General features: G+C 70.7%; 29 protein-coding genes. 19 read left to right on the top strand and 10 right to left on the bottom strand.

The features are described 5' to 3' along the window. Positions 1–57: 57 nt before the first annotated feature. Positions 58–741: a S1 family peptidase gene (locus tag EDD30_RS18975; RefSeq protein ID WP_071808814.1), complete on the bottom strand. Its 684-nt coding sequence runs from the start codon at positions 739–741 to the stop codon at positions 58–60. A 321-nt stretch (positions 742–1,062) separates the two neighbouring features. Here EDD30_RS18975 and purS point away from each other — a divergent pair, with 321 nt between their 5' ends. Genes purS through purL form a run of 3 tightly spaced genes read left to right on the top strand, consistent with a single transcriptional unit; the run spans position 1,063 to position 4,873 of the window. Next, positions 1,063–1,329, top strand: coding sequence for a phosphoribosylformylglycinamidine synthase subunit PurS (gene purS, locus EDD30_RS18970; protein ID WP_071808815.1), 267 nt, complete (start codon positions 1,063–1,065; stop codon positions 1,327–1,329). Beyond that, positions 1,326–2,039, top strand: a complete 714-nt coding sequence (purQ, locus tag EDD30_RS18965; RefSeq protein WP_071808816.1) for a phosphoribosylformylglycinamidine synthase subunit PurQ — start codon at positions 1,326–1,328, stop codon at positions 2,037–2,039. The genes purS and purQ overlap by 4 nt, the downstream gene beginning before the upstream one ends. Further along, entirely contained in the window at positions 2,036–4,873 is a 2,838-nt protein-coding gene (gene purL, locus EDD30_RS18960; RefSeq protein WP_244945313.1) for a phosphoribosylformylglycinamidine synthase subunit PurL, read from the top strand. Before purQ ends, purL begins: the two co-directional genes overlap by 4 nt. A gap of 137 nt (positions 4,874–5,010) precedes the next feature. On the opposite strand, the gene EDD30_RS18955 is transcribed toward purL, so the two are convergent. After that, positions 5,011–7,317: a carboxypeptidase-like regulatory domain-containing protein gene (locus EDD30_RS18955; protein ID WP_143162988.1), complete on the bottom strand. Its 2,307-nt coding sequence runs from the start codon at positions 7,315–7,317 to the stop codon at positions 5,011–5,013. Between the two features lie 155 nt (positions 7,318–7,472). On the opposite strand from EDD30_RS18955, the gene EDD30_RS18950 reads away from it, so the two are divergent. The 6 genes from EDD30_RS18950 to EDD30_RS18925 all read left to right on the top strand — a co-directional run bounded on the left by EDD30_RS18950 (position 7,473) and on the right by EDD30_RS18925 (position 12,712). After that, positions 7,473–7,835 (top strand): sterol carrier family protein, encoded by a 363-nt coding sequence (locus EDD30_RS18950; RefSeq protein WP_071808818.1) that lies wholly within the window; start codon positions 7,473–7,475, stop codon positions 7,833–7,835. Between the two features lie 78 nt (positions 7,836–7,913). Further along, positions 7,914–9,527, top strand: coding sequence for an amidophosphoribosyltransferase (gene purF / locus EDD30_RS18945; protein WP_071808819.1), 1,614 nt, complete (start codon positions 7,914–7,916; stop codon positions 9,525–9,527). 87 nt (positions 9,528–9,614) lie between these two features. Further along, entirely contained in the window at positions 9,615–10,766 is a 1,152-nt protein-coding gene (purM, locus tag EDD30_RS18940; RefSeq protein ID WP_071808820.1) for a phosphoribosylformylglycinamidine cyclo-ligase, read from the top strand. Between the two features lie 281 nt (positions 10,767–11,047). Next, positions 11,048–12,151, top strand: a complete 1,104-nt coding sequence (amcB, locus tag EDD30_RS18935) for a cyclophane-forming radical SAM peptide maturase AmcB (RefSeq protein WP_071808821.1) — start codon at positions 11,048–11,050, stop codon at positions 12,149–12,151. Beyond that, positions 12,120–12,335, top strand: a complete 216-nt coding sequence (amcA, locus tag EDD30_RS18930) for a multiple cyclophane-containing RiPP AmcA (RefSeq protein ID WP_071808822.1) — start codon at positions 12,120–12,122, stop codon at positions 12,333–12,335. Before amcB ends, amcA begins: the two co-directional genes overlap by 32 nt. Before the next feature lie 170 nt (positions 12,336–12,505). Continuing rightward, positions 12,506–12,712, top strand: a complete 207-nt coding sequence (locus EDD30_RS18925) for a hypothetical protein (RefSeq protein WP_123678355.1) — start codon at positions 12,506–12,508, stop codon at positions 12,710–12,712. A gap of 583 nt (positions 12,713–13,295) precedes the next feature. Here EDD30_RS18925 and EDD30_RS18915 read toward each other — a convergent pair. Both EDD30_RS18915 and EDD30_RS18910 read right to left on the bottom strand, forming a co-directional pair. Beyond that, entirely contained in the window at positions 13,296–13,511 is a 216-nt protein-coding gene (locus tag EDD30_RS18915) for a DUF3073 domain-containing protein (protein WP_071803350.1), read from the bottom strand. Between the two features lie 179 nt (positions 13,512–13,690). Then, positions 13,691–14,773, bottom strand: a complete 1,083-nt coding sequence (locus EDD30_RS18910) for a Glu/Leu/Phe/Val family dehydrogenase (RefSeq protein WP_071803351.1) — start codon at positions 14,771–14,773, stop codon at positions 13,691–13,693. Positions 14,774–14,938: 165 nt separating this feature from the next. On the opposite strand from EDD30_RS18910, the gene EDD30_RS18905 reads away from it, so the two are divergent. Further along, entirely contained in the window at positions 14,939–15,778 is an 840-nt protein-coding gene (locus EDD30_RS18905; protein ID WP_071803352.1) for a DUF8083 family protein, read from the top strand. Positions 15,779–16,082: 304 nt separating this feature from the next. Continuing rightward, complete coding sequence (locus EDD30_RS18900) at positions 16,083–16,292, top strand: BldC family transcriptional regulator (RefSeq protein ID WP_014687221.1); 210 nt, start codon at positions 16,083–16,085, stop codon at positions 16,290–16,292. A gap of 127 nt (positions 16,293–16,419) precedes the next feature. On the opposite strand, the gene EDD30_RS18895 is transcribed toward EDD30_RS18900, so the two are convergent. Beyond that, positions 16,420–16,791 (bottom strand): PPOX class F420-dependent oxidoreductase, encoded by a 372-nt coding sequence (locus tag EDD30_RS18895; protein ID WP_071803353.1) that lies wholly within the window; start codon positions 16,789–16,791, stop codon positions 16,420–16,422. A gap of 18 nt (positions 16,792–16,809) precedes the next feature. Here EDD30_RS18895 and EDD30_RS18890 point away from each other — a divergent pair, with 18 nt between their 5' ends. Genes EDD30_RS18890 through EDD30_RS18875 form a run of 4 tightly spaced genes read left to right on the top strand, consistent with a single transcriptional unit; the run spans position 16,810 to position 20,061 of the window. Continuing rightward, complete coding sequence (locus tag EDD30_RS18890) at positions 16,810–17,586, top strand: class I SAM-dependent methyltransferase (protein ID WP_071803354.1); 777 nt, start codon at positions 16,810–16,812, stop codon at positions 17,584–17,586. Then, entirely contained in the window at positions 17,583–18,143 is a 561-nt protein-coding gene (locus EDD30_RS18885; RefSeq protein WP_071803355.1) for an RNA 2'-phosphotransferase, read from the top strand. The genes EDD30_RS18890 and EDD30_RS18885 overlap by 4 nt, the downstream gene beginning before the upstream one ends. 56 nt (positions 18,144–18,199) lie before the next feature. After that, positions 18,200–18,769 (top strand): hypothetical protein, encoded by a 570-nt coding sequence (locus EDD30_RS18880; protein WP_071803356.1) that lies wholly within the window; start codon positions 18,200–18,202, stop codon positions 18,767–18,769. After that, a complete protein-coding gene (locus tag EDD30_RS18875) occupies positions 18,766–20,061 on the top strand; it encodes a PrsW family intramembrane metalloprotease (protein WP_084556129.1) in 1,296 nt (431 codons plus the stop codon). Before EDD30_RS18880 ends, EDD30_RS18875 begins: the two co-directional genes overlap by 4 nt. A gap of 5 nt (positions 20,062–20,066) precedes the next feature. Here the strand turns inward: EDD30_RS18875 and EDD30_RS18870 are convergent, their stop codons facing one another. Then, the gene (locus EDD30_RS18870) at positions 20,067–20,315 is read right to left on the bottom strand and encodes a hypothetical protein (RefSeq protein WP_071803357.1); all 249 of its coding nucleotides are present in this window, start codon (positions 20,313–20,315) and stop codon (positions 20,067–20,069) included. A gap of 111 nt (positions 20,316–20,426) precedes the next feature. Between EDD30_RS18870 and EDD30_RS18865 the strand changes: the two genes are divergently transcribed. Genes EDD30_RS18865 through EDD30_RS18855 form a run of 3 tightly spaced genes read left to right on the top strand, consistent with a single transcriptional unit; the run spans position 20,427 to position 21,917 of the window. Further along, positions 20,427–20,810, top strand: a complete 384-nt coding sequence (locus EDD30_RS18865) for a hotdog fold thioesterase (RefSeq protein WP_084556130.1) — start codon at positions 20,427–20,429, stop codon at positions 20,808–20,810. A 37-nt stretch (positions 20,811–20,847) separates the two neighbouring features. Beyond that, positions 20,848–21,240 (top strand): hypothetical protein, encoded by a 393-nt coding sequence (locus EDD30_RS18860; protein ID WP_071803359.1) that lies wholly within the window; start codon positions 20,848–20,850, stop codon positions 21,238–21,240. Continuing rightward, positions 21,237–21,917, top strand: a complete 681-nt coding sequence (locus tag EDD30_RS18855; RefSeq protein ID WP_071803360.1) for a DUF2786 domain-containing protein — start codon at positions 21,237–21,239, stop codon at positions 21,915–21,917. The genes EDD30_RS18860 and EDD30_RS18855 overlap by 4 nt, the downstream gene beginning before the upstream one ends. Here EDD30_RS18855 and EDD30_RS18850 read toward each other — a convergent pair. The 4 genes from EDD30_RS18850 to EDD30_RS18835 form a co-directional block, all read right to left on the bottom strand. Further along, a complete protein-coding gene (locus tag EDD30_RS18850) occupies positions 21,895–22,212 on the bottom strand; it encodes a hypothetical protein (RefSeq protein WP_071803361.1) in 318 nt (105 codons plus the stop codon). The two genes, EDD30_RS18855 and EDD30_RS18850, sit on opposite strands and share 23 nt — an antisense overlap. 104 nt (positions 22,213–22,316) lie before the next feature. Continuing rightward, positions 22,317–23,360: an SGNH/GDSL hydrolase family protein gene (locus tag EDD30_RS18845; RefSeq protein WP_084556131.1), complete on the bottom strand. Its 1,044-nt coding sequence runs from the start codon at positions 23,358–23,360 to the stop codon at positions 22,317–22,319. Between the two features lie 114 nt (positions 23,361–23,474). Beyond that, positions 23,475–23,780, bottom strand: a complete 306-nt coding sequence (locus EDD30_RS18840; RefSeq protein WP_071803396.1) for an STAS domain-containing protein — start codon at positions 23,778–23,780, stop codon at positions 23,475–23,477. Between the two features lie 16 nt (positions 23,781–23,796). Further along, positions 23,797–24,225, bottom strand: a complete 429-nt coding sequence (locus EDD30_RS18835) for an ATP-binding protein (protein WP_071803363.1) — start codon at positions 24,223–24,225, stop codon at positions 23,797–23,799. Positions 24,226–24,420: 195 nt separating this feature from the next. Between EDD30_RS18835 and EDD30_RS18830 the strand changes: the two genes are divergently transcribed. Next, entirely contained in the window at positions 24,421–25,017 is a 597-nt protein-coding gene (locus tag EDD30_RS18830; RefSeq protein WP_071803364.1) for a PilZ domain-containing protein, read from the top strand. The last annotated feature ends 339 nt before the right edge of the window (positions 25,018–25,356 follow it).

The following is a 25,356-nucleotide window of genomic DNA, read 5'->3' as shown; positions in this document are numbered from 1 at the left end:
AGCGGGCCTCGGGGACGGCGAGGGGCCGTCCCCGAGGAATCCGTTCGGTGATACCCGTCAGACGCCGGCGACCGAGCGGATCCACGACCTGTTGTAGGCAACGCTGCCGTAGTACTGCCGGCTCACACCGTCTGCGGTCGAGGCCACGCCCACCTGGGCGCCGTTGTAGAACTGCGGGCCGCCCGAGTCGCCGCGCCACGCGGCGCCGTCGATGCCGGAGCTGCCGATCGCGCGCCCGCCGTACGCATCGGTCTGCCGGGTCGTGGTGACCTCGACGTCCGCGGTCTTCAGGATGGTCGACGCGTCGCAGCCGCTGTAGCAGGTCCGGCCCCAGCCGAAGAGCGAGTTCGTCGACCCCACCGGCGGATACGAGCTGGACAGGGACACGTAGCTCGTCGAGACCGAGCTGCTCAGCCGCATCAGCGCGAGGTCGTAGCGGGTCTTGACGGAGGTGACCGTGCGGGTCACGCCGCCCGAGGTCCGGTTCACGCTGCCGATGCGCACGGACATCGAGCCCTCGATGCAGTGGGCCGCGGTGAGCACGTAGTTCGGCGAGATGATCGTGCCGGAGCAGAAGAACTCGCCGTCACTGAAGACCGCGGCGGCCCACGGCGCCGAGGAGACCGCGCTGCCGCCGATGATGTGCTGTGGGCCGTCCGGGGCGGCACCGGCGGCGGTGGGGACGGCGAGGATGCCGGTCAGGGCGGTGGCCAGAGAGACGACAGCGGTGCGGATGCGCACGCCGGGCTCCTTCCGATTCCGTCGATGCCGAGTGGCATCGAGCTTGATCGAATGAACGTAGGGTGGCCATCGTTTTGCAACAACATTTCAATTGAGACCTATCACCGTGTGATGACACGGATATGACGAAAAGTCGTTGAACGGCTGCGGTAAGTGATCATCGGGTGGTAGAGATCACCATCCAGATCCCCAGCTCAGACCCGTTAGCGTCAAGCTGCCGACACCGGCCGATGGGTCGATCGGCGGCCGTACAGGGTAGGCTTTGGCCGCTCGCCCCTTAGAGGGCCACCCAACTGCGCGCCTATACAGTCAGGAGTGCCCGTGGCTCGCGTCGTCGTCGACGTCATGCTCAAGCCGGAGATCCTCGATCCGCAGGGCCAGGCGGTCGCCAACGCGCTGCCGCGCCTCGGCGTCAGCGAGGTCTCCTCCGTACGCATCGGACGCCGCATCGAGATCGAGTTCGCCGGTGAACCCGATCTCGACACCGCCCGCGAGATCGCCGACAAGCTGCTCGCCAACCCGGTCATCGAGGACTTCTCGATCCGGGTCGAGGAGCCGGCCGGCGACGCCGCCCAGATGAGCGCGTGACCATGCGGATCGGAGTCGTCACCTTCCCGGGTTCGCTCGACGACGGCGATGCCGCCCGCGCCGTCCGCATCGCCGGCGGTGAGGCCGTACACCTCTGGCACGGCGACCCGAACCTGCACGGCGTCGACGCCGTGGTGCTGCCCGGCGGCTTCTCCTACGGAGACGCCCTGCGCTGCGGAGCCATCGCCCGGTTTGCGCCGGTGATGGAGACCATCGCCGACGCCGCCCGCGGCGGCCTGCCCGTGCTGGGCATCTGCAACGGCTTCCAGATCCTGTGCGAGGCCCACCTGCTGCCCGGCGCGCTCACGCGCAACCAGCACCTGCACTTCCGCAACCGCGACCAGTATCTGCGCATCGGCGGCGCGGCGACGGCGTGGACCAACAACTTCGCCGACGGCCAGGAGATCCTCATCCCGGTCAAGAACGGCGAGGGCTGCTACGTGGCCGACGAGCGGACACTCGACGAGCTCGAGGCGGAGGGCCGGGTCGTGGCCCGCTACATCCGCGGCAACCCGAACGGCTCGCAGCGCGACATCGCCGCGATCACCAACGAGGCCGGCAACGTCGTCGGCATCATGCCGCATCCGGAACACGCGGTGGAGGCGCTCACCGGCCCGTCGCTCGACGGACTCGGCTTCTTCACCTCCGCCCTGCGGCACCTGGCCGGGACGGCCGCGGGCGGGCAGCTCACAGGGGGAGCCCACCGATGACCACCCAGCCCGACACCGCCACCAGCGGCGCGGTGGCGCCGAGCGCGGTGCCGACCCAGCCGCCCGCACGCAGCGGCTTCGCCGCGACCGACGTGCTGGTCGACGAGTTCGGATCGGTGGATACCGTCCAGCAGGCGTTCGACACCCCGGACGACCTCCAGCCGCACACCGAGCTGGGCCTCAAGGACGACGAGTACGACCGCATCCGGCAGATCCTCGGACGCCGCCCGACGGCGTCCGAGCTGGCGATGTACTCGATCATGTGGAGCGAGCACTGCTCGTACAAGTCGAGCAAGGTGCACCTGCGCCAGTTCGGCGAGAAGGCCCCGAAGAACACCCGGATGCTCGCCGGCATCGGTGAGAACGCCGGCGTGGTGCAGATCTCCGAGGAACTCGCCGTCACCTTCAAGGTCGAGTCGCACAACCATCCCAGCTACGTCGAGCCGTACCAGGGCGCGGCGACCGGCATCGGCGGCATCGTGCGCGACATCCTCGCCATGGGCGCCCGCCCGGTCGCGGTGATGGACCCGCTGCGCTTCGGCGCCGCGGACCACCCCGACACGGCCCGCGTGCTGCCCGGCGTCGTGGCCGGCATCGGCGGGTACGGCAACTGCCTCGGCCTGCCCAACATCGGCGGCGAGATCGTCTTCGACCCCTGCTACCAGGGAAACCCGCTGGTCAACGCGCTGTCCATCGGCGTGCTCCCGGTCGAGCGGCTGCAGCACAAGGAGGCGGCCGGCGTCGGCAACGTCGTCGTCCTGCTCGGCGCGCGTACGGGCCGTGACGGCATCGGCGGCGTCTCCGTGCTCGCCTCCGCCACCTTCGACGAGGGGGCCGAGCAGCGCCGCCCGTCGGTGCAGGTCGGCGACCCGTTCATGGAGAAGCTGCTCATCGAGAGCTGCCTCGAGCTGTACGACGCCGGCCTGGTCGTCGGCATCCAGGACCTCGGCGGCGCCGGCCTGACCTGCGCGCTCACCGAGACCGCCGCCGCGGCCGGCACCGGCATGCGGGTCTGGCTGGAGCGGGTGCCGCTGCGCGAGGCGTCGATGTCGCCCACCGAGATCCTGGCCAGCGAGTCGCAGGAGCGCATGCTCCTGATCGTCGCGCCGGAGAAGCTCGAACAGGTGCTCGCCGTCGCCGAGAAGTGGGGCGTCTGGGCCACCGCCATCGGCGAAGTCACCCCGAGCGAGGCTCCGGGCCAGCCCGGCCGCCTGGTGATTAGCTGGAACGACCACGTCGTCGTCGACGTGCCGCCCGGCTCGCTCGCCGACGACGGCCCGGTCTACGCGCGCCCGATAAGGGAGCCGGCCGACCTCATCCTGCTGCAGGCCGACCGCGCCGAGACGCTTCCACGTCCGGCGACGCCCGAGGAACTGCGCGAGACCGTGCTGCGCATGATCGCCTCGCCGAACCTGTGCGACAAGTCGTGGGTCACCGAGCAGTACGACCGGTACGTGCTCGGCAACACCGTGCTCTCCCAGCCCGAGGACGCCGGCGTGCTGCGCATCGACGAGCGCACCGGCCTCGGTGTCGCGCTCTCCGTCGACGGCAACGGCCGGTACGCGCGGCTCGACCCGTACGAGGGCGCCAAGCTGGGTCTCGCCGAGGCGTACCGGAACGTCGCGGTGACCGGCGCCGAGCCGATCGCCGTCACCGACTGCCTCAACTTCGGATCCCCCGAGGACCCGTCGGTGATGTGGCAGTTCGCCGAGGCCGTTCGCGGCCTCGCCGATGGCTGCCAGCAGCTCGGCATCCCGGTGACGGGCGGCAACGTCAGCTTCTACAACCAGACCGGCGCCGCCGCGATCCACCCGACCCCGGTGGTCGGCGTGCTCGGCGTCCTGCAGGACGTGGCGCGGCGCGTGCCGATGGGCTTCCCGCCGCCGCCGTCCACGGACGGCGACCTGCTGTTCCTGCTCGGCAGCACGGAATGCGAGCTGTCCGGCTCCGAGTGGGCGTGGGTCACCCACGGCCACCTCGGCGGCCGCCCGCCGAAGGTCGACCTGGCCCACGAGCAGCGGCTCGGCCGGCTCCTGGCCCAGGCCTCGGAGCGCGAGCACGTGGTGGCGGCGCACGACCTCTCGGACGGCGGCCTCTCGCAGGTCCTGGTCGAGTCCTGCCTGCGCCGCAACGTCGGCGCCCGCATCGCCCTCCCGGAGCACGAGGCGACGACCCCCTTCGTCTGGCTGTTCAGCGAGTCGGCGGGCCGGGTCCTGGTCGCGGTGCCCCGCGGTCACGACATGGCCTTCGTCGCCCTCGCGGCGGAGCACGGCGTGCCGTGCACCCCGATCGGCGTGACGACGAACGAGCCGGTCCTCGAGATCAAGCACCAGTTCACGATCGGCCTGGACGAGCTGCGCGAGGCGTTCACCTCGACGATGCGCAACCTCTTCGGTGGACCGGCCGAGCTCGGCCCGCTCCCGGCGTCGGCCGGCGACGAGCTGATCGCCGGCAACGAGCCGGTTGTGGGCGACGAGATCGAGACGGCCCGCTCGGTGACCCTGGAGATCAGCGAGCCGCTGTCCGCGCCGGCCTCGGCGGCTGACGGCCCTCGCGCCGAGGAGGCCTCCGCCGGCCCGGCGGCCGAGGTCGCGGAGATCCCTGCGGCGACCGAGCACGAGCAGGCCGCAAAGGACCCGGCGACGGAGTCACACGCCCAGGACGGCGAGCGCACGAACTCGGCGGCCTCGCCGGATGGCGCGACCAAGCCGCTGGCCTCTAAGCCGGACGTCGAGCCGGCACCGAGCACCAAGGCCACCGACGCGCCGAGTGCCAAGGCCACCGATGCCAGGGGCACCGACGCCGAGTCCGGCGACCCGGAGGTTAGGGCCTGACACCGGCGACAACCACGAAACGCCACGGCGAAGCATCGCCGTGGCGTTTCTGTTTCCTCGTAGCGAAGGCATGAAGGAAGGCCGGCCCTGTCATTTCCGACAGGACCGGCCCGCTTGTCTCTCGGCTCAGTCGCCGCTCAGCCGTCCATCCATTCGCCCGACCGGCGCTGCCCGGGGTGTGATCCCTCCGGGTGCTGCTCCCGCGGTGCACCGCCCCGCCCCTGGTCGCCGCCGTAGGAGCCGCCGCGCTGGTCGTAGCCGCCCTGGTCGCCGTAGCCGCCTTGCTGGCCGCCGCCGTAGGTGCCGCCGCCGCCATAGGTGCCACCCTGCGGTGCGCCACCGTAGGCGTTGCCACCCTGCGGTGGGCCACCATAGGCGTTGCCACCCTGCGGTGCGCCGGTGTAGGCGCTGCCACCCTGCGGTGCGCCACCATAAGCATTGCCAGCCTGGTCGCCGTCGTCGTAGCCGCCGCCGTAAGCACCGCCCTGGGCGCCGCCGCCATACGTGCCGTCGCCACCGTTCCCGCCTTGGCCACCGCCGTAGGTGCCGCCGCCTTGGCCACCGCCGTAGGTGCCGCCGCCCTGGGCGCCGCCGTAGGTGCCGCCGCCCTGAGCGCCGCCGTAGGTGCCGCCGCCCTGAGCGCCGCCGTAGGTGCCGCCGCCGGCCCGCGGTCCGTAGGCGTTGCCGCCGCCGGCCGGGGGACCGTAGGCGTTGCCGCTGTCGATGCCGCCGCCGGGGCCGTCCCAGGCGCCGTAACCGCCCTGGTCGCCGGGCTGCTGGCCGTAGCCGCCCTGGTCGGCGGCCTGCTGACCGTAGGCGCCGCCCTGATAGCCGCCGCCCTGGTGTGCACCGCCGCCCTGCTGGTCCCGGCCCGTGTAGTCGCCTCCGCCGGCGTAACCGTCGTCGTAGCCCTGGTTGCCGTAGCCACCGCGCTCGTCGAAGCCGTCCGCGGGGCGGTACATGCCGGTGGGCTCGTCGTAGCGCTGCTGGTCGCCGGCGCCCTGGCCGAAGCCACCCTGGTCGTCGTACCCGCCGTAGCCGTCGGCCTGGCGGTCGTCGTAGCCACCGCTCTGGGCGGGCACCGGCGCGCCGCCGTACTGGGTCGCCGTGCCGTACGCGCTTGCCGCTCCGGCCGCGCCCGCCATTCCGGCCGCGCCCATTCCGGCCGCGCCCATTCCAGCCGCGCCCGCCGTTCCGGCCGCCGGGGCGGCTCCCCAGCCGCCGGGGGCGTTGAACGCGCCGTTCTGCGGCAGCGGGGCGCCGTACGGGTCCGGGAACTCGTCGACCGGCTCCACCGGAGGCGTGCGGTGGATCATCGTCGGAGCGTCCACCATGGAGGGTGCGCCGGAGCGCGGCGCGACCATCGTCGCGTCGCCGCCACGGCCACCGGCCGCCGATGCCATGCGGGTCTCGTCCAGACCGCCATAGCGGCCCTGGTCCGGCGGCAGGGCACCGCCACCGCCCTTGATGCCCGCGTCGTCCGCCTCATCCGGGTTGTTCTTTCGGCGCATCACCACGAGGACGATGGCGCCGATGCCCGCCGCGACAAGCAGACCGCCGAGGATGATGAAGAGCAGCGAGCCCGAGCCCTCGTCCTCGCCCGCCGTCTTCTCCGCCTGGAAGGTGGTGGCGGTCTCCTCGGCGGCGGCCGTGGCCGGTTCGTCGGTCGCCTCGGTACTGGGCGTCGCCGTGGGGCTCGCCGCGGCCGACGGCGTGGCCGTGGTCGGCGCCGCCTTGAGCTTGATGATCAGCGAAAGGGTGACGGACTTGCCGGCACCGCCCTGCGCATTCGCCGTCGCGGTGTCGTAGCCCTCCTTCGTGGCGCCGACGACCAGCGGGCCCGTCGCGATGGGAGTGCTGTCGGACGACGTGAAGAAATAGCCGCCGTCGCCGTTGGTCGTCGCGTTGTACCTGCGGTTCTGGCTGTCGCCCAGCGCCACGATCGCGCCGGCGACGGCCTTGCCGTCCTGGTCCTTGACCTTGCCGCTGACCTGCCGGACCGTCTGGGGCTTGTCCGGGCCGCGCACGGTGACGGCGCGACCGGCGGTGCCGACATCGTTGCCGATCGTCGCGGTGATCTGCACCTGGACGCTCTTCGACCGTCCTGGCTCGACAGGTCCCGCGGTGAGCGTGGCCTTGAATACCTTGTCGTCTCCGGGCGGCACCGTGTCGTTGAAGTTGCACTGGCCGGAGCAGGTCATGCCGTCGGCCTGGATCTCCACCGCGACGCCGTCCGCGGCGCCGGGGGTGGGCGGGTTCCGGTTGGCGATGGTGAAAGTCAGTTCCGTCTTGCCCCCGGCGGGGATGTCACCGGACGACAGGCTGTTGATCGAAACCTGTGGTTCCACCGCGAGTGCCGCCGGAGGCGCGGCGACGAGGAGGCCACCGACCACAGCCAGGAACGCACCGGCCTGGACAGCCCGGGCTCGTAGGTGCGTTGTCACGTCCACCGCCTTCCGGTCGCGCGGTCCCCGGGCTGAGAAGGTGCCCTGGATTCCGCGACGAGTACACACCGTCGGCCACTATGCCCTGTCGGAGGTCGTCTGCGCGACCCAGGGCCGCCGGGTTGTGTCCATTCGCCGGGTCGTATTGTCCCGACGTGTCTCCTGCGCACAATAAATCCGAGTCGGTCGGCGCGGCGTTGGACGCGCTGGACGGCGGCGTCGAACCCGACCGTACGGTGCTCCGTGACGCTGTGCGAGCGCTCCTGTCCGAGCTGGCACGGACCGCCCCGGGCCGATCGGTGGAGGTCCGTATTCCACCTTTCGGTGCTATTCAGTGTGTCCCCGGTCCGAGGCACACCCGCGGCACACCGCCCAATGTGGTCGAGACCGATCCGCTGACCTGGCTTCTCGTCGCAACGGGCCGTCTGGGCTGGGCCGATGCGGTGGATTCCGGTCGCGTACGGGCGAGTGGAATACGCACCGATCTGGCTCCGTACCTCCCTGTGCACCCGAGCTGAAGCCTCGTCCCCTCGCGTACACTGGGCGGTCGGAACAGACCAGCAAGTCCGAGCAGATCAGCATGAGGGAGCAAGCGCGTGCCCCGAGGCGACGGCCGGTTGACCGACGATCTCGACCCACAGGACCGCGGACCCCAGGATGCCTGCGGCGTCTTCGGCGTCTGGGCCCCCGAGGAAGAGGTCGCAAAACTCACCTATTTCGGCCTCTTCGCACTGCAGCACCGGGGCCAGGAGGCCGCCGGCATCGCCGTCAGTGACGGCTCGGGTGTCGTGGTCTACAAGGATCTCGGCCTGGTCTCCCAGGTCTTCGACGAGCCGACCCTGGCGAGTCTGCGCGGCCACCTCGCCATCGGCCACACCCGTTACTCCACCACCGGCGGTTCCAACTGGGAGAACGCCCAGCCGACGATCCGTGCCACCACGGCGGGCACGACGATCGCGCTGGCGCACAACGGCAACCTCGTCAACACGGCGGAGCTGGCCCGCGAGGTCGCCGAGCGTGGGCTCGAGGCCGACAGCGCCGCGACCTCGGACACCGCCCTGGTGACGACGCTGCTGGCCAGCCGCCCCGACCTGTCGGTCGAGGCCGCGGCCATGGAGGTGCTGCCGCGGCTGCGGGGCGCGTTCAGCTTCGTCTTCATGGACGAGAGCACCCTCTACGCGGCGCGTGACCCCCAGGGCGTGCGCCCGCTCGTGCTCGGCCGCATGGAACGCGGCTGGGCGGTGGCCAGCGAGACCGCCGCGCTCGACATCGTCGGAGCCAGCTTCGTGCGCGAGGTGGAGCCCGGCGAGATCCTCGCGATCGACGAGCACGGCCTGCGGTCGACCCGGTTCGCCGTGCCCGAGCCCAAGGGCTGCCTCTTCGAGTACGTGTACCTTGCCCGCCCGGACACCACGATCGCCGGCCGCAACATCTATGCCGCCCGGGTGGAGGTCGGCCGCCGCCTGGCGAAGGAGCATCCCGTCGAGGCCGACCTGGTCATCGGCGTGCCGGAGTCCGGCATCCCGGCCGCGATCGGATATGCGGAGGAGTCGGGCATTCCGTACAGCGCGGGCTTCATGAAGAACGCGTACGTGGGCCGCACCTTCATTCAGCCCTCGCAGACGATCCGCCAGCTCGGCATCCGGCTGAAGCTGAACCCGTTGCGCGAGGTCGTCCGCGGCAAGCGCATCGTCGTCATCGACGACTCGATCGTGCGCGGCAACACCCAGCGTGCTCAGATCCGCATGCTGCGTGAGGCCGGCGCGCTCGAGGTTCACGTCCGCATCTCCTCTCCGCCGGTCAAGTGGCCCTGCTTCTACGGCATCGACTTCGCCACCCGCGCCGAGCTCATCGCCAACGGCCTGGAGATCGACGGCATCCGCCGCTCGATCGGCGCGGACAGCCTGGGATACGTTTCGCTGGACGGTCTGGTTCAGTCGACCGAGCAGCCGAAGACACGACTCTGCATGGCCTGCTTCGATGGGCAGTATCCGATCGAGCTCCCGGCCGGCCACCTGATCGGCAAGCACCTGCTGGAAAGCGTCGGCAAGCGGGCCTCGATGCCCGATGCCTCGCCGGAGGCGGCCTCCGCGGCGGTGGCCGGACTCGAGCAGGAGTACGAGGATGAGCAGTACGCCGAGAGCGAGCGAGAACCGGCGCCACCGCTGGTCGGCAGCCCGGGCGGGGTCGACGCCCTGCACCGCCCGTAAGCTTCCGGGCCCGTACGGAACCATCGCACTACCGTCAGACGTCGAAACCAGCGGCCCAGCCGAGCACCACCACCAAAGGGGAGAACCGTGACGCACGTGTCCGAGCGCAGCAGTGCCGGATCGAACGGCGCCGAGGGCGGCGACCGTCAGCCGTGGTCGGCGGGTTCCAGCCGCAGCGTCCGCAAGCGCACGGTGACGTACGCGGACGCCGGCGTCTCGATCCACGCCGGTGAGCGCGCGGTCGAGTTGCTCAAGTCGAAGGTCAAGAAGACCACCCGCCCCGAGGTGATGGGTGACCTGGGCGGCTTCGCCGGGCTCTTCAAGCTCGACACCCAGAAGTACAAGAGCCCCATCCTCGCCTCGTCGACCGACGGCGTCGGCACGAAGCTGGTCATCGCCCAGCAGCTCGACATCCACGACACGATCGGCATCGACCTCGTCGCGATGGTGGTCGACGACCTGGTCGCCTGCGGCGCCGAGCCGCTCTTCCTGCTCGACTACATCGCCTGCGGTCAGGTCGTGCCGGACAAGGTCGCGGAGATCGGCGCCGGCATTGCCGACGGCTGCCGCTACGCCGGCTGCGCCCTGCTCGGTGGCGAGACGGCCGAGCACCCGGGCGTCCTGCGCCCGGACGAGTACGACGTCTCCGCGACCGGCGTCGGCGTGGTCGAGGAGAGCGAGATCCTCGGCGCCCACCGCGTCGAGATCGGCGACGCGGTCATCGCCATGCGCTCGTCGGGCCTGCACTCCAACGGCTATTCGCTGGTGCGCCACGTGCTGCTCGGCGCGGGCCGCATGCGCCTCGACACGGTCGTGGAGGACTTCGGCAAGCAGCGCACCCTCGGCGAGGAGCTGCTCACCCCGACCAAGATCTACGCCAAGGACTGCCTCGGCCTCATCGAGGAGACGGACGTCCGCGCGTTCTCCCACGTCACGGGCGGCGGCATCCCGGGCAACCTGGTCCGGATCCTGCCGGAGCACGTCGATGCGGTGGTGGACCGCTCGTCGTGGCGTCCGCAGTCGATCTTCGACCTGATCCAGGCGAAGGGCCGCATCGAGGACGTCGAGATGGAAGCCACCTTCAACATGGGCGTGGGCATGTTCGCGATCGTCTCCTCCGACGACGCCGACCGCGCCATGGCCTATCTGACCGGCCGGGGCGTCGAGGCCTGGCAGGTCGGCGAGATCATCGAGGGCACCGGACAGGTGCAGATGATGGGCCAGTACACCCGGGGCTGAGCAGGCGAAGAATGCGCCGGTGTCCCGCGGTGGGCACCGGCGCAGGCATGCCTGGCCGATCCGGCGCGACGACCACCGCCGGGTGACGCCGGGGGGCCTCGAATCGGAGGTTTCTCGCGCTTCGTATGGAATGATCCGCGTGTGTCGATGTAATGGTGCCCGTGGAACTTTCGGTCGTGGATGAGAGGGGCAGGGCAGACTCGGGTGGACATCGGCACTTAGCCTGGCCTGAGTCGACGACGGCGTGGACGGAGGTGGCCGTGGGACTTCCCTGGAGTGGCATGCGGGGGATCGCCCGGGTTCCCACCTACGTCGTCATGCAGCCCACTACTCTGTGCAACCTTGACTGTTCCTACTGCTACCTGCCGTTGCGGCGGGTGGACCGGAAGATGTCCGTCGAGGTCGCCGGCGCCGTTGCTGCTGGTGTGGACGACTGGGCCCGTACCGGAAGATTCTCGGTGGTGTGGCACGGCGGTGAACCGCTCGCCGCGGGCCGGGAGCATCTGGCCGCGTTGATGCGGCCTTTCGCCGCAGGCGTCGAGCACCACATACAGACCAACGCGACCCTGATCGACGACGCCTGGTGCGAGTTCTTCGCCGAGCACCGGGTGCGGGTCAGCGTGAGCGTCGACGGTCCCGAGACGCGTAACCGCGACCGCGTCACTCTGGGTGGCAAGCCGGCCTACGACCGGATCGTCCGCGGGGCGGACGCGCTGAAGCGGCACGGAATTCCGTTCTCGGCGCTGTGCGTGGTCGGCCGTCCCGCACCCGGGCTGGCGACCGAGCTCTACGAGTACTTCCTCGATCTCGGCTGCGACGTGCTCGGTATCAACGTCGAGGAGTTGGAAGGCGTCAACGTCCGCACCAACCGGCACCCCGAGCGGGACGTGACCGCCTTCTGGGCCGAGCTGGTCGGCGCCTGGCGCCGCGACCCCCGCATCCACCTGCGGGAGATCGAATGGTCGCTGCGCTACGCGGCGGCGGTCCTGGACGGCACCGCCGACGACGTGCTGCCCCGGCGCCTCGACCCGATACCAACGGTGGCCCACGACGGCAGCGTGGTGCTGCTCTCGCCCGAGCTGGCCGGCTTCTCGGACCCCCGCTACGGCGACTTCAGCAGCGGCAACGTGCTGACCACCCCGCTACCGGAGATCCTCGCCGGTGCGAGCGCGACGCCGTGGATCCGCGAGTTCCTCGACGGGGTGGAGGCCTGCCGGGTGCAGTGTCCCTACTTCGGCTTCTGCGGCGGAGCGCATGCGGCCAACCGCTACTTCGAGCAGGGCCGGTTCGACGTGACGACGACAGACCACTGCCGGAACAGCAAGATTCGCCTACTTGAGGGAGTGCTGGACCATGCCCGAGATCACGAGCCCACGGCCGTCTGATCGCGCGGAGACGGATCCCGTGACGGCCCGGGTGCGTGACACCCGAATGGGCCTGGCCGCCCTGATCGAGGAGGCCGAGGAGGCTCGGCAGCAGCGTGCCGAGTCGGACGGGTCGGCGGTGTGCGCCTGGAACCACTTCGAAAACATCCCGACCTTCTACAACTGGAACAATAGGCCGCGGTGATTTCTGGGCTCTTTATATAAGTACGGGCACAGTGAGGTCCCGTGGCACACCGCCCGGGCGCTGCCGTCCCGGCCCGGTCACGCCGCCGCCGGGCGAAGTGGTGGGTCACGCGGACGTAGGCGGGACGGTCGACCGCGCTGACGTCGCGGGCCCGTTCGGACATCGCCGACGTGCGTGCGGGACGCTCGGATCCCGCCGACGTGGCGGGACGCTCGGATCCCGCCGACGTGGCGGGACGCTCGGATCCCGCCGACGTGGCGGGACGCTTGGACACCGCTGACGTGGTGGTCGGCCTTGCCGCCGCCGGTGGGCTGGTGGGGCTCGGCGGCGTGGTGGGGTGGTCGGCCCTGACGGCGCGGCCGCGGCCCGGTCAATAGCGGCGGTGACTCCGGTGGGAGCGTACGCCGGGCATGACGAACGGGACATTGGCGTAGACCGATTCCGCACATGTCTCGGCACGGTGAGGTCGCAGTGCGAACCGCTGCCGGATGCGGGCCGCTGCCGGACGCGGGCGAACCGGTGCCCCGACGCAAGCGCCCTGCCGACGCGGGCCGCTGCCGGACGCGGGCGAGCCGCTTCCCGACCCGCGAGCGGGACGGGTAAGCCCAGGCCGGACGCGGGCGAGCCGCTTCCCGACCCGCGAGCGGGACGGGTAAGCCCAGGCCGGACGCGGGCGAGCCGCTTCCCGACCCGCGAGCGGGACGGGTAAGCCCAGGCCGGACGCGGGCGAGCCGCTGCCCTGACCCCCTGGGTGTGCCGGTGCCGCATCCGGGGAGCCGCTGCTGGTTCCGGGTGGGCGCCGGGGGCGTGCGGGGGGCCGGGGTGGCGGTGGCGTGGAGGGAGTCGGCTACGGGCCCGGCATGATGCCCGTGCGGTTAGCCCGCGCGGGCATCATGAACTGCCGGAACGACCGCGACACACGGGAGCACGCGGGAAGCCGCGTGCTCTGTGCAATACGGGTCAGCGCCTCGAAGGCGACCAGCTATCGTGCTCGTCGTCCGCATCGTCATCGTCATCGTCGTCGACGAAGTCATTGTCGTCGTCGACGAAGTGATGGTCGGACTTACCAGCACCCGCCAGTTCGCGCTGCAAGGCGGTGAGGTCGGTGTTCGGGGAGTGGTACTTCAACTCCCGGGCCACCTTTGTCTGCTTGGCCTTAGCACGGCCGCGCCCCATGGCTCGACCCCCTCGCACAGAATTCGGGGCAGCCCGAAGGCGGGCCCCGATGACGTCAGGCATCTCTCGTGGGTCTTACGGTACATGGACGATGCCGCCTTCGGCACCTCGGGTTACGTGTACCACCGTCGCGCGTCGCGGCCTGTCGTGGACGCGGCGCGCGACGGCGTACAAATCCGTCAACCCAGGTAGATGCTACGGAGCCGTCCGACTTCGGCCATACGGCGCTCGGCGAGACGGTCCGCGGCCACGGCCGGCGGCACACCCTCGTCGTCCGCGAGGCGCAGGATCTGTCCGGTGGTGTCGAAGATCTTGGTGGCCCGGAGCTTCGCGCGCTCGAAGTTGAAGCCCTCGATCTCGTCGGCCACCTGGATCACGCCGCCGGCGTTGACCACGTAGTCCGGCGTGTAGAGGATGCCGCGCTCCTCGAGGAGCTTCTCGATGCCCGGATGGGCGAGCTGGTTGTTCGCACCGCCGGTCACGATCTTGGCGCGCAGCACCGGCACCGTGTCGTCGTTGAGGGCGCCGCCCAGCGCGCAGGGCGCGTACACGTCGATGTCGCTGGTGATCAGCGCCTGGGTGTCCGGGACGAGATCGATCTGCGGGTACGTGGCCCGGGCCCACTCGAGCGCGGCGGCGTTGACGTCGGTGGCGACCACCGTGGCGCCGTCCTCGATCAGGTGACCCGCCAGGTACTTGCCGACCTTGCCGAGGCCGGCGATGCCCACCCGGCGGCCGGCCAGGGTCGGGCGGCCCCAGGTGTGCTCGGCGGCGGCGCGCATGCCCTGGAAGACACCCCAGGCGGTCAGGACGGACGAGTCGCCGGCGCCGCCGTGCTCCACGCTGCGGCCGGTCACGTAGCGGGTCTCGCGGGCGATGACATCCATGTCCGGCACATACGTGCCGACGTCACAGGCGGTGTAGTAACGGCCCTTCAGCGTCTCGACGAAGCGGCCGTACGCGCGCAGCAGCGCCTCCGACTTGTCCAGCGCCGGGTCGCCCCAGATCACCGCCTTGCCGCCGCCGAGGTCGAGGCCGGCCAGGGCGTTCTTGTACGCCATGCCGCGCGAGAGGTTGAGCACGTCGGTGACGGCCGCCTCCTCGCTCTCGTACGGGTAGAACCGGGTACCGCCCAGCGCGGGCCCGAGGGCCGTGGAGTAGATACCGATGATCGCCTTCAGGCCGGTGTGCCGGTCCTGACAGAAGACGACCTGCTCGTGCCCGACGGCATCGATGCCGTCGCTGCTTACGAACACGCCCATGACTGCTCTCTCCTGAGTGTGTTGGGGGTGTGCGCCCTCGTGGGACGCCCTGCCTGGTCCGGCGGGGTGTTGCCGGACATCCGCGAGCCTAGCCGTGCATGCTGCCACCCGATTTGGCCGCGCGCGAGAAGTCAATCGGCGGCGATTTCGTGAAAGGATCGCGCCGTGCCGTCACTGTTCGCGTCGTACCTGCGCGTTTATGAACCACTGACCGCCTTCGACCGGGACCGCCAGCTTTTCTGGCGGCGGTACGCGCGGGAGGGGCGAGCGTTGGGCCCGGTCGAGGGTCCGGTCCGGCAGCGCACCGCCGTGCTGGAGGCGCTCGGCGCCGGCTGGACTCGGCTGCCCGACCTCCCCGATGAAGCGTACGTGCTGGAGTGGGGCGACACGCTGCTGATCTGTCCCTGGAACCTGCGGCTGCGCGTGGCCGAGGCCGCGCTGAACGCCCGCGACGGGGTGCCGAGCGTCCTCGCGGACGCGTTCGTGCCCCCGGTGCTGGCCGGTCAGGCCAAGGCCGTCGTGGAGGACTGGCGCAGTGGGGCCAAGGTGCTCGAGCACGGGGTGCCCCGGGTGCACGAGCAGGTCGCCACGTGGGGTGTGCCGCTGCGCTGGTTCGTCTTCGTCGACCTGGACGAGCGGGAGATCAACCTCAACGGCGGCCGGCGCTCGCTGCGCTACCGCACCGAGATCTCGAAAGCTCGCCGGCGTGCGCACCGGGGGGTGTCGGTGCTGCGCAAGTCGCTGGGCGACGCGCCGATCACCGAGGCCGTCGAGGAGGGTACGCGCTGGCTCGAGGAGTTCCATCCGCGGTCGATCGTCGAGCTGGACTACGGCGGCCTGACCGGGCTGCTGCAGGACACCGATCTGCGCGACGACGATTCACCCGGATTGGTGGCCGCCGGTCTGTCGGCACTCTCGAGGGGTGACGCGGACGCCGCCACGGAGGCGTACGAGAAGCTCGTCGCCCGCTGGCGTGCGGTGCAATTGCTCGAGCGTTGCAACTGAGGCCCTGGGGGTAGCGCCATGACCAGCCGAAACGAGGACGAACCCGCCCGGATGGGCAGACGAGAGAGCGCTCTCTAGGCGAATACTCTTCGTGATCGCCCTCCCGCGAAGCGTGACTTTCGGTCCAAACAAGACACTTTCTGGCGTAGAAAACCCGTATAAATCGGTCATGCTTCAACCGTCTATCTAGGGACGTTCGGCCGTTCGGCCCATGTCGGACATCGGGGACTAGCCGGACCATGAGAGACGCACCGGCCGGCGGGACCCCGGCCGATGTCTTTAGGTACCTGTGGAGGAGTGACCGATGGCATCGCGTACGCATGATCCTGAGCCGCTACTAACCCCGGCCGAGGTGGCGTCGATGTTCCGCGTCGACCCGAAGACCGTCACCCGGTGGGCAAAGGCGGGGAAGCTCAGTGCAATTCGCACTCTGGGCGGACACCGTCGCTACCGGGAGTCGGAAGTTCGTGCCTTGCTGCAGGGGCAGATCCCCACGCAGCGCCAGGGCGACTGAACGCGGTCGAGGCGAAGGATCGATATAAGGGGCGAGCGCCGGGGAAGGCGATCGCCCCTTCTGCGTTCCTGGGATTCGACTCGAGGGCCGCCCTCGGTTCTCGGGTTTTGCTCGACGGCACAGAAACTCAGGACACCAGGATGGTCGTCGTGCCGTGCAGGCCGCGGCGCAGCCGGCTGCCCAGCAGGGTCAGGTAGCCCATCAGGCCGTACTTGCGCTTGAGGGCCTCGCCGACCCGTACCCGATCGGCCTCGCCGCCGATGCGCGCGGTCGCCTCGATCGCCTCGCCCGCCGGGTTGCCGCGCAGGTCGCAGGCGGCGACCGTGACGCGGCCGGAGTTGCGGATGCGCTTGAGCTTTCCGGTGCCCTTCGGCGTCCAGAAGGCCAGCCCCGAGCCGTCGGGGACCACCCAGAGCGGCGTCGCCACGGCCCGGCCGTCGCGCCGGAAGGTGGTCAGGAGGACGTACTTCTCGGTACCGAGTTGCTCCAGCGTCGGCATGGGTCAAGAGTAGTGACAATGGATCAGCCGACGCTCGGGGACGTGTTCGGAGAGATGATCCGGGACGCGTACGCGGTGCGCACCGGGATCGGGCCACGGCCGCTGGCCGGCGGGCGGGTGCCGCGGCCGGTCATCGAGATCATCGAGCGCGACGACGGCCTGATCAACGGTGCGCCCGCCGACCACTACCTCGCCGAGCCCGGCGAGTGGCAGCCGCATGACGTCCGCGCCCTGCGACTCTGCCGCGGTGCGGTGCTCGACGTCGGCTGCGGCGCCGGGCGTACGGCGCTCGCACTGCAGCGCCGCGGCATGGCCGTGACCGGGCTGGACACGTCACCGGGTGCCATCGAGGTCGCCCGTCTCCGAGGGCTGCGGGACACCGTCACCGCCACGGTCGACGACTATGCCCGGGCGCCGGCCCGCTACGACACCTTCCTGCTGCTGGGCAACAACCTCGGCCTGCTGGAGGGGCCCGGGCGCGCGCCGGCCTTCCTCGCCGCGCTCGCCGCGCTGGCCCGGCCGGGTGCCCGGATCGTCGCGCAGGGCACCGACCCGTACGGAACGACCGATCCGGTGCACGCCGGCTACCACCGGCGCAACCGGGAGCGGGGTCGCATCGGCGGCCAGCTCCGGCTCCGGCTGCGGTACCGGCTGCTGGCCACCGACTGGTTCGACTATCTGAACTGCTCCGTCGACGAGCTGGAGGAGTTGCTGCGCGGCACCGCCTGGCGGCTCAAATCCGTCGACACCCAGGACCGGCCTTACTACCTTGCGGTCATGGAGTTGCACACGTGACCACACTGACCCGAGAGCAGGTACGACTCAGCAAACGCCTGTCCATGCTGCTGCGCCACCGGCCCGAGGCGGCCGGTCTCACCCTGGACGCGAACGGCTGGGTGCCGGTCGCCGACCTGCTGGCCGCCCTGTCCATCGCCCGCGCCGACCTCGATGTGGTCGTCGCCGGCAACGACAAGGCCCGCTTCGCGATCGCCGCCGGCACCGACGGGGTCGAGCGGATCCGCGCGAACCAGGGGCACTCCCGGCGGGTGGACATCGACCTCGGCCTGCCGCCGGCGGAGCCGCCCGCGCTCCTGTTCCACGGCACGCCCCGGGAGAACCTGCCGTCGATCATGAAGGACGGGCTGCGGCCGCGGAGCCGCCATCACGTCCATCTCTCGCCGGACGTGCCGACCGCGCTCATCGTCGGGCGCCGCAGGTCGGCGGACGTGGCGATCCTTCAGGTCGAAGCCGCTGCGATGACGACGGAGGGCCACGTCTTCCACCGCAGCGACAACGGTGTCTGGCTCACCGCCGCCGTACCCGCGGGGTTTATCCGCGAACGATCCGCATAAACGGACAAAACACTCTCCATCGGGGGCCTGTACGCGGGGACCGTTAGCGTATGGGGATGGGAGGGGTTACGCGCAGTCAGCGGACGAACCTCCTCGGTGCTGTCAGCCTCGTCGCCGCCCTCGGTGGGCTCGCCTTCGGACTTCCCGCCCTCAACCACGCGCTGCCGGCCGACCGCCCGGTGCCGACGGATCGCCCGTACGAGATCGGGGGCGGGGTGAGCGTCGTGCCGCCGCCCGGCGCGCGCATCGACGTCACCGAGACCCGGCCGGCCGACGACTCCGGCACCGTTCTCTTCCGCCTCGGCCCGGTCCGCTACCTGGTCAGCGTCCAACCCTTCGACGGCACCCTGGACACCGCGGCCGCACGGCTGCGCCAGCGCATCACCGGCACGTCCGGCTACCAGGTCACCGGCACCGAGCTGACCGTCGCGACCGTGAGCGGCCTGGCCGGGGTCCAGGGAGGCTACAGCGGCCCCGGCCGCGGCGGCCGGTATGCGGTCTTCGTCGCCGACGGGCGCACCATCGAGGTCACGGTCAGCGGGGACGACCTCTACCTGGGCCGGACGCTACCGGCCATCGACGCCAGCACCGGCACCCTCCGGTACACGCCGGAGCAAGCCGGATGACCGCGGAGTCCCGGTTGCGCAGCGCCCGGTCCGCGCCCGTGCAGCCCGGTGCCGAGCCGGACCTCGGCCTGCTGCGCCGGCCCGCCTTCTGGATCGTGATCGCCGTCGTCCTGGCCGGCGCCGCCCGGACGTCCCTGATCGCGGCGCGATTCGCGCAGGCGTACCCGCTCGCCCTGATCACCGCGACGGCGCTCTTCGCCCTGCTCGCCGTGCCGTTCTGGTTCATCGTCTCCGAGCTCGACTTCCTCGAAAGGGAGCCGCCCGCCCTGCTGATCCTCGCCTTCGCCTGGGGCGCGCTGGTGTCGACGGCCGTCTCGATCCCGGGCAGCGCCGCGCTCGACGACCTGATGGCCAAGCTCGGCTCGCCCCACCTCGCCGCCGACTGGGGCGCCGCGCTGGCCGGCCCCACGGTCGAGGAGATCGCCAAGGCGCTCGGCGTGGTCGCCATCGTGCTCGTCGCCCGGGCACAGGTGAACAGCGTGCTGGACGGCGTCGTCTACGGCGCGATGGTCGGTCTCGGCTTCCAGATCGTCGAGGACATCGTGTATGCGATGGGCGCGGTCGCCCTGGCCGGCCGCGGCGACCACGTCGAGCCGGTCGTCACCACGTTCCTGCTGCGCGGTTTCGTGTCCGGGGTGTGGAGTCACACCCTCTTCGGTGCGCTGGCCGGTGCGGGCATCGGATATCTCGTCGTGCGCGCCGACCGGCTCGCGCGGGTCCGGATCGGCGTGGCCATGCTCGGCGTGCTGGGCGCCTGGGCGTCGCACGTGCTGTGGAACTCGCCGCTGCTGCGCGACGGGCTCGGCAACGGCGCCGTGGCGCTGCTGGCCGTACTCGTGCTCAAGGGTCTGCCGCCGTTGCTGTTGACCTGGCTCCTCGTGCGGTCCGCGCACGACCGCGAGGCGGACTACTACACCGCGCAGTTGGCGACGCTCGACGATCCCGAGCTCGTCACGCCCGCCGAGCTCGACGCCCTCCGGTCGGGGTCGCGGCGGGCCAGCGCACGGTGGCACGCCCGGGTCCGTGCCGGGTTGCGCGCCTGGGCCGCCGTACGCCGCCTGCAGCGCGCGCAGGCCCGGCTGGCGGTCGAGATCAGCCGCGGTACGCCGGATCTGAGCCGCCGGTGCCAGGAGGTCCGCCGGCACCGCCGCACGCTCGCCGGACTCGGCCATCCGGAGGCGGTCGTCCCGGCCGGCAAGGGGCCGTGGCGACGTACGGCCTCGGCCGCCTTCTCCACCGCCCTCGCCGTCGCCGTCCTCTGGGCCGCCGTCAGCACCCTGGGCGGGCGATGACCGGATCAGGCGGTCGGGGGAATGCCGCCGTCGCCGTCGACGATCGCGTCCGGGGTGCCGTCCTGGTCGAGGTCGACCATGGTGATGTCGACCTTGCCGTCGTTGTCGGTGTCGAACTGGAACAGGTCGGCCTTGCCGTCGCCGTCGGTGTCCGCGACCCACACGTCGGGCCGGCCGTCGCCGTTGGTGTCGGAGGCGAGCAGGTCGACGCGGTCGTCCCCGCGGGTCTCCACGATCTCCTGGGGCTCGCTCATGGCAATCTCCTCGCTCTGGTCCGGGCTCTGGGACCAACGTAGGACCCGGTTCCCACCCTCGCGACCCGTGAACCCAACTCGCCGGTAGCGTTGCCCCCCGTGACTTCAACTATGAACGGGCTGCACGGCGCCCTGGCCGAGCGGATGGGCATCCAGATCACCGAGGCGACTCCGGAGCGCGTCGTCGCCACCATGCCGGTCGACGGCAACACCCAGCCGTTCGGGCTGCTGCACGGCGGCGCCTCGTGCGTGCTGGCGGAAACACTCGGATCGGTCGGAGCGGTCCTGCACGGCGCGACCGTCGACCGTCCGTTCGCCGTCGGGGTGGACATCAACGCCACGCACCACAAGGCCGTGCGCTCCGGGGTCGTCACCGGCGTCGCCACTCCGGTGCACCGGGGCCGGACGGCGGTCACCTACGAGATCGTCATCACCGACGAGGACGGCGACCGGGCCTGCACCGCCCGGCTCACCTGCCTTTTGCGGGGCGCTTGAGAGGCGCTGGTTGACGAATCCGCGTACCTTTCTTGACGTGACCGACGTACCACAGCACGCACTGGACGACGCAACGCAGGTGCTGCACTGCGCGCTCAGCGGCGACAGCGACGCTGTGGTCGGCACGTTCGACGCGGTCGTGGACCGCTCGGGCGTGGTGGGCGCCTACGACGTGGCGTGGTGTCTCGCTGCGACGATGGTGGGACGCAACGTGCCCACGGGCGGCGCCTGGACCCTCGATTTCCCCGGGATCGACGACGCGCGCTACGACAAGCGGTGGGTGGCGCGGTTCGTCAGCGCGTACGTCAACGGCGACGTCCCGACCGGCGAGGCCCTCTTCGGCGCGGCCATCGCGGACGGCCAGCTCCCGGACTGCCTGCTCGCGCTGGCGGGTTCCACCGTGGCGACCCTTCGCCACCGCGCGGCATGACCGAGGATCCCCTTCTTTCCCGCGTCCGCAAGCTGCTCGCCAAGGCCGAGGATCCGGCCTGCACGCCGCCGGAGGCCGAGGCGTTCATGGCGAAGGCCGCCGAGCTCATCGCCAAGTACGGCATCGACCGGGCGCTGCTCGCCGGCGCCGATCCGGCACTCGACCCGGTCGGTGACCGGGTGGTGGCGGTGGAGCCGCCGTACTCCCGGGACAAGGCCGCGCTGCTCGGAGCCGTCGCCCTCGCGCTGCGCTGCAAGGCCGTTCATCTGGAGCGGCGCGGCACCGCCCGGGTGCATCTTTTCGGGCACGGCGCCGACTTGGAACGGGTGGAACTGCTCTTCACCTCGTTGCTGGTCCAGGCGGCCCACGGGCTGGCCGCGGCCGAGGTGCCCGGACACGACCACCCCGCGGCGTTCCGGCGATCCTGGCTGGCGGGCTTCACCGAGGCGATCCGGGCCCGGCTCACCGCCGCGGAACAGGCGGCGGTCGCCTCGGCGCCGGGCGCCGAGTTGGTCCTGGTCGACCGCACCGAGCTGGTCGAGCGCCGCCGCGACGAGACGTATCCGAGGCTCGCCCGGCCGGGTCCCCGCCGGCTGTCCGGGACCGGCCGGCGGCAGGGCTACGCCGCCGGCCGGTCCGCGGACCTGGCCGGCGCTAGAGGCCTTCGCAATTCTTGAGGTAGAGCGCCTTGGCGTACTGCGCGGCGGCCGCTTCGTTGTACATCGACGCCTGGGACATGTACCAGCCGTTGTCGGCGAGCGCCTTCTTCGCCCGCGTGGTCCCGGACCACCGAATATCGGCATCCACTTCGGACAGGCCGCGGGCCTTGAAGTTGCGCCGCATCTGCACCTTGCCGACGCGGAAGTTCTCCGCGGCCTGCTCGGCCTCCCGCATGCACGCCATGGCCTTCTCACTGAGAGCCTCGGCGAGCGACCAGGCGGCCTGCTCCTCCGCGTTGCTGAATCTCGGCACGTGCTTCCTCCCGCGAACTCGGTTCCCGGTTAGCACTACGTAACACGTGCCGATTGCGCTAGGTCCCTGCAAGAAAGGTCAAACTGTCCCGATGTCGCCGGACCTCAGACGTCGAGCAGGTTGCCCGGCCCGGTCCAGCGTCGGACCACGCGGGTGCGGGTCTCGAGCTTGCCGTCCACCCGTACGCGATAGGTCTGCGGGACGTCCCGCAGCGTCAGCCAGGCGCGGACCCGGCGGTTGACGCCGTTGACCTGCACCGTGGTGGTGCGCAGCCGCCAGGTGCGGCACTCGGTGTGGTGGTCCGACCTGCCGCCGACGTTCACCTTCCGGAGCAGGCAGCGGACCGTGTTCTGCATCCTGTACGGGTTGTTCCCGGTGAAGCCCGAGGCGCCGAGGACGGGCGCCATGGCCCGGTACCAGTTCCAGGCCATCTTCGAGTAGCCGAACTCATTCGGGTGGCGCAGGTCGTGCAGGTCGATGCCGCTGACCGAGGACTGGTCGACGACCTTGATCCGGTCGTCCCGCTTCTCCGCCACGAGCTTGGGAATCAGACCGTTGTAGACCCGGCCGTCGGCGGCCTCGCGGGGCACGCGCGACATGGCGATCTGGGCGACGAAGATGTACGCCTCCGGTCGGGCCGCGCGGACCTTGTCGATCATCGCGGAGAGCTTGCGGGCGATGGCGTTCGGGTTGTGGCCCTCTTTGACGCTGTTGGTGCCGACATGCATCAGCACCACGTCCGGGCGGGCGGCGGCCAGCCAGCCGTCGAGCTGAGCCGACAGCTCGTCGATGTTCCAGCCGCCGTGGCCCTCGTGGTTGTTGTCGGAGCCGACGCCGTTGCGCTGAGAGCCCACGAAGTTGATCTGCACTCCGCCCTTGAGCAGCCGATCCGCCAGCGCCTTCCGGTACGAGTTGCCCGACGGTGCACCGGTGCCCTTGGTGATCGAGTCGCCGAGCGGCATGACCCGGAGGAGCTCGACGGCATTCGTCCGAGGCGCGCCGACGCTCGCGAGCGCGGGGCGCGCCGGCTCGGCGGAGGCAACCCGCGGCGATCCGGCGCTCGTCGTCAGGCCCGCGGCGAGCACGCCCGTCATGGCCATGACGCCCATCCGGCGGGCGCCGGACCAGCTCTGCCCCAGGACTCCCACTGTGCATCCCCCGATCGTCAGCGGCTCTCGCTGAACAGATCGGTCGTGACGGCACCTACACGATTTCCGACCGGTAGCCGTGGGTTGTGATCAAGGTGCGAGCGGGTATGGGGGCTATTCGAACAGCTCGAGGACCCCGGACACCTCGAGCACGCGGTGGACGAGCCCGTGGGCGTTGACGATCGACAGCTTCACTCCGGCGGCCCGCCCGGCGACGAACCCGTCGATGAGCGCGCCCATGGCCTCACTGTCGAGGAAGGTGACCCCGCCGAAGTCGACCACGATCGCCGCCGCGCCGTCCTCGTCGATGGCCTGCAGAAGCGTGGTCCGCAGCTCGTCCCGGGCGTTGATGTCGAACTCGCCGGCCAGCCGGACGGCACCCGCGTCCCGGGCGATCCGATAGCTGACGTCGCGGTCCATCATTCGTGATCATGATTCAGGCAGGGACCGGGAACTCGGCCCAGACGTGTTTGGTGTCGTCCTCGACGTACCAGCCGATCTCGAGCGAGAACTGCTTGGCGAATTGGAGCCCTAACCCGCCGTGCCCGAGCGGACGGCCCGCCTGGTATTCAGGCGGCGCGTCCGGCGAGTGATCGGCGACGTCCAGCACGAACCGGTCCCCGGCCCGCCCGAGCCGCACGATCGTCGGCGGCAACCCGTGCCGCAGGGCGTTGGTGGCCAGCTCGGTGGCGACCAGGACGACCTTCTCGGGAACCTCGTCGAGGGCTTCGCCCTCCGCGAGGACCTGCCCGGTGATGGCCTTGTGCAGGGAAGCCCGCAGGGTCCTCAACTGCGTGGGACTGTCCAGCACCCACCGCTGGATCTCGATCGTCCGGGGCGGAGACTGCGCGCTGATGAAGGCCATGCGGTCTTATGCCCACCGACGTGGCTCATCATGTACGCAGATGCCCCGATGTCCGTTTTCGGACCCCCGTTCCAATGGCACAGGTCATATCTCCTGATAAACGGACCTTCTCGGACGATAATGACCTCAACTGCGGTCTTCGAGAGGCGAGGTGTACGGGTGCCACAAAACGCGAAACACCTCACCGTGGGAAGCTTGATCAACCCTGAAGTCCAGGGGACCGAGTGGGAGACCCGGGTCGACGACCTGGAGGACGACATCCTGCTGATGCCTTCTCCGGCTCCGGAGCTGGAGGTCGGCACCCCGGCGGTCGGCGCCCAGATCGCGATCGCCTGGAATCGCCCCCCGCATCGCTACCGGGTGCGCACGGAGATGGTCGGCACCATCGGCGAACGCTGGCGGCTGCGCATCCTGGGCGAACCGGAGCCGGTCACCCGCCGGACCTTCTTCCGTGGCGGCGGTGGCGAAGCGGCGCTCCTCCGCCACGAGGAGGACACGCAGTGGCAGGTCGCGTCCGTCCATGACATCAGCGAGGCGGCACTGCGCTGCGCCGTCGACGAACTGCAGTTCGTCGAGGGTGACCCGATCCACGCGCGCGTGACCCTGGGCGACGGGCACTTCGAGGTGAGCGGGACGGTTCTCCTCACCCGGGAGGCGGACAAGCCGACCGAGGAGACCGCCGAGGTGGTCATCCTCTACACGCTGTCGGAATCCCAGGCCCAACAGGTGCGCCGCTATCTGCTCGAATGGCAGTTGGCCGAGCGGCGCCGCGCCAGCGCGGATGACGACTAGCGCTGTCGGTTGCGACGGCTTCCCGCTCTGCGGCGGGCAACCTGAGCTCAGTCGGAAGCGAGTCGGAATTCGCTTCGTATGACGCCGTATTCAGCGGGAACGACCCAGCAACTGAACCGCCTGCGACCAGATCCGTGACGCTGATTCCGAGATGCCGGCCGGCGGTGTGCCGATCGAGATCGTGCAGATGATCCTTGGGCACTCCTCGCCGGAGGTCACCCGCCGTGGGCGAACTGGCTCCGACAGCAGAACGCCCACCATACGTTTCCGCAGGTGGGCGACGCTCAAAGCCCGGCGAGAGGCTTGGTGGCCAGGGGCGGGGTCGAACCGCCGACCTTC

The sequence above is a fragment of the Couchioplanes caeruleus genome (assembly GCF_003751945.1).
In the GTDB taxonomy this organism is placed as follows: domain Bacteria; phylum Actinomycetota; class Actinomycetes; order Mycobacteriales; family Micromonosporaceae; genus Actinoplanes; species Actinoplanes caeruleus.
Note: the sequence above shows the minus strand (reverse complement) of the source record. Positions and strands in the feature narration are given on the sequence as shown.

Coding starts and splice junctions, on each gene's coding strand:
- purL (WP_244945313.1), top strand. CDS start 2,036: ATGACCACCCAGCCCGACACCGCCACCAGCGGCGCGGTGGCGCCGAGC.
- amcB (WP_071808821.1), top strand. CDS start 11,048: ATGCGGGGGATCGCCCGGGTTCCCACCTACGTCGTCATGCAGCCCACT.
- amcA (WP_071808822.1), top strand. CDS start 12,120: ATGCCCGAGATCACGAGCCCACGGCCGTCTGATCGCGCGGAGACGGAT.
- EDD30_RS18915 (WP_071803350.1), bottom strand. CDS start 13,511: ATGGGGCGCGGCCGTGCTAAGGCCAAGCAGACAAAGGTGGCCCGGGAG.
- EDD30_RS18910 (WP_071803351.1), bottom strand. CDS start 14,773: ATGGGCGTGTTCGTAAGCAGCGACGGCATCGATGCCGTCGGGCACGAG.
- EDD30_RS18900 (WP_014687221.1), top strand. CDS start 16,083: ATGGCATCGCGTACGCATGATCCTGAGCCGCTACTAACCCCGGCCGAG.
- EDD30_RS18895 (WP_071803353.1), bottom strand. CDS start 16,791: ATGCCGACGCTGGAGCAACTCGGTACCGAGAAGTACGTCCTCCTGACC.
- EDD30_RS18890 (WP_071803354.1), top strand. CDS start 16,810: ATGGATCAGCCGACGCTCGGGGACGTGTTCGGAGAGATGATCCGGGAC.
- EDD30_RS18880 (WP_071803356.1), top strand. CDS start 18,200: ATGGGAGGGGTTACGCGCAGTCAGCGGACGAACCTCCTCGGTGCTGTC.
- EDD30_RS18875 (WP_084556129.1), top strand. CDS start 18,766: ATGACCGCGGAGTCCCGGTTGCGCAGCGCCCGGTCCGCGCCCGTGCAG.
- EDD30_RS18870 (WP_071803357.1), bottom strand. CDS start 20,315: ATGAGCGAGCCCCAGGAGATCGTGGAGACCCGCGGGGACGACCGCGTC.
- EDD30_RS18865 (WP_084556130.1), top strand. CDS start 20,427: ATGAACGGGCTGCACGGCGCCCTGGCCGAGCGGATGGGCATCCAGATC.
- EDD30_RS18855 (WP_071803360.1), top strand. CDS start 21,237: ATGACCGAGGATCCCCTTCTTTCCCGCGTCCGCAAGCTGCTCGCCAAG.
- EDD30_RS18840 (WP_071803396.1), bottom strand. CDS start 23,780: ATGGACCGCGACGTCAGCTATCGGATCGCCCGGGACGCGGGTGCCGTC.
- EDD30_RS18835 (WP_071803363.1), bottom strand. CDS start 24,225: ATGGCCTTCATCAGCGCGCAGTCTCCGCCCCGGACGATCGAGATCCAG.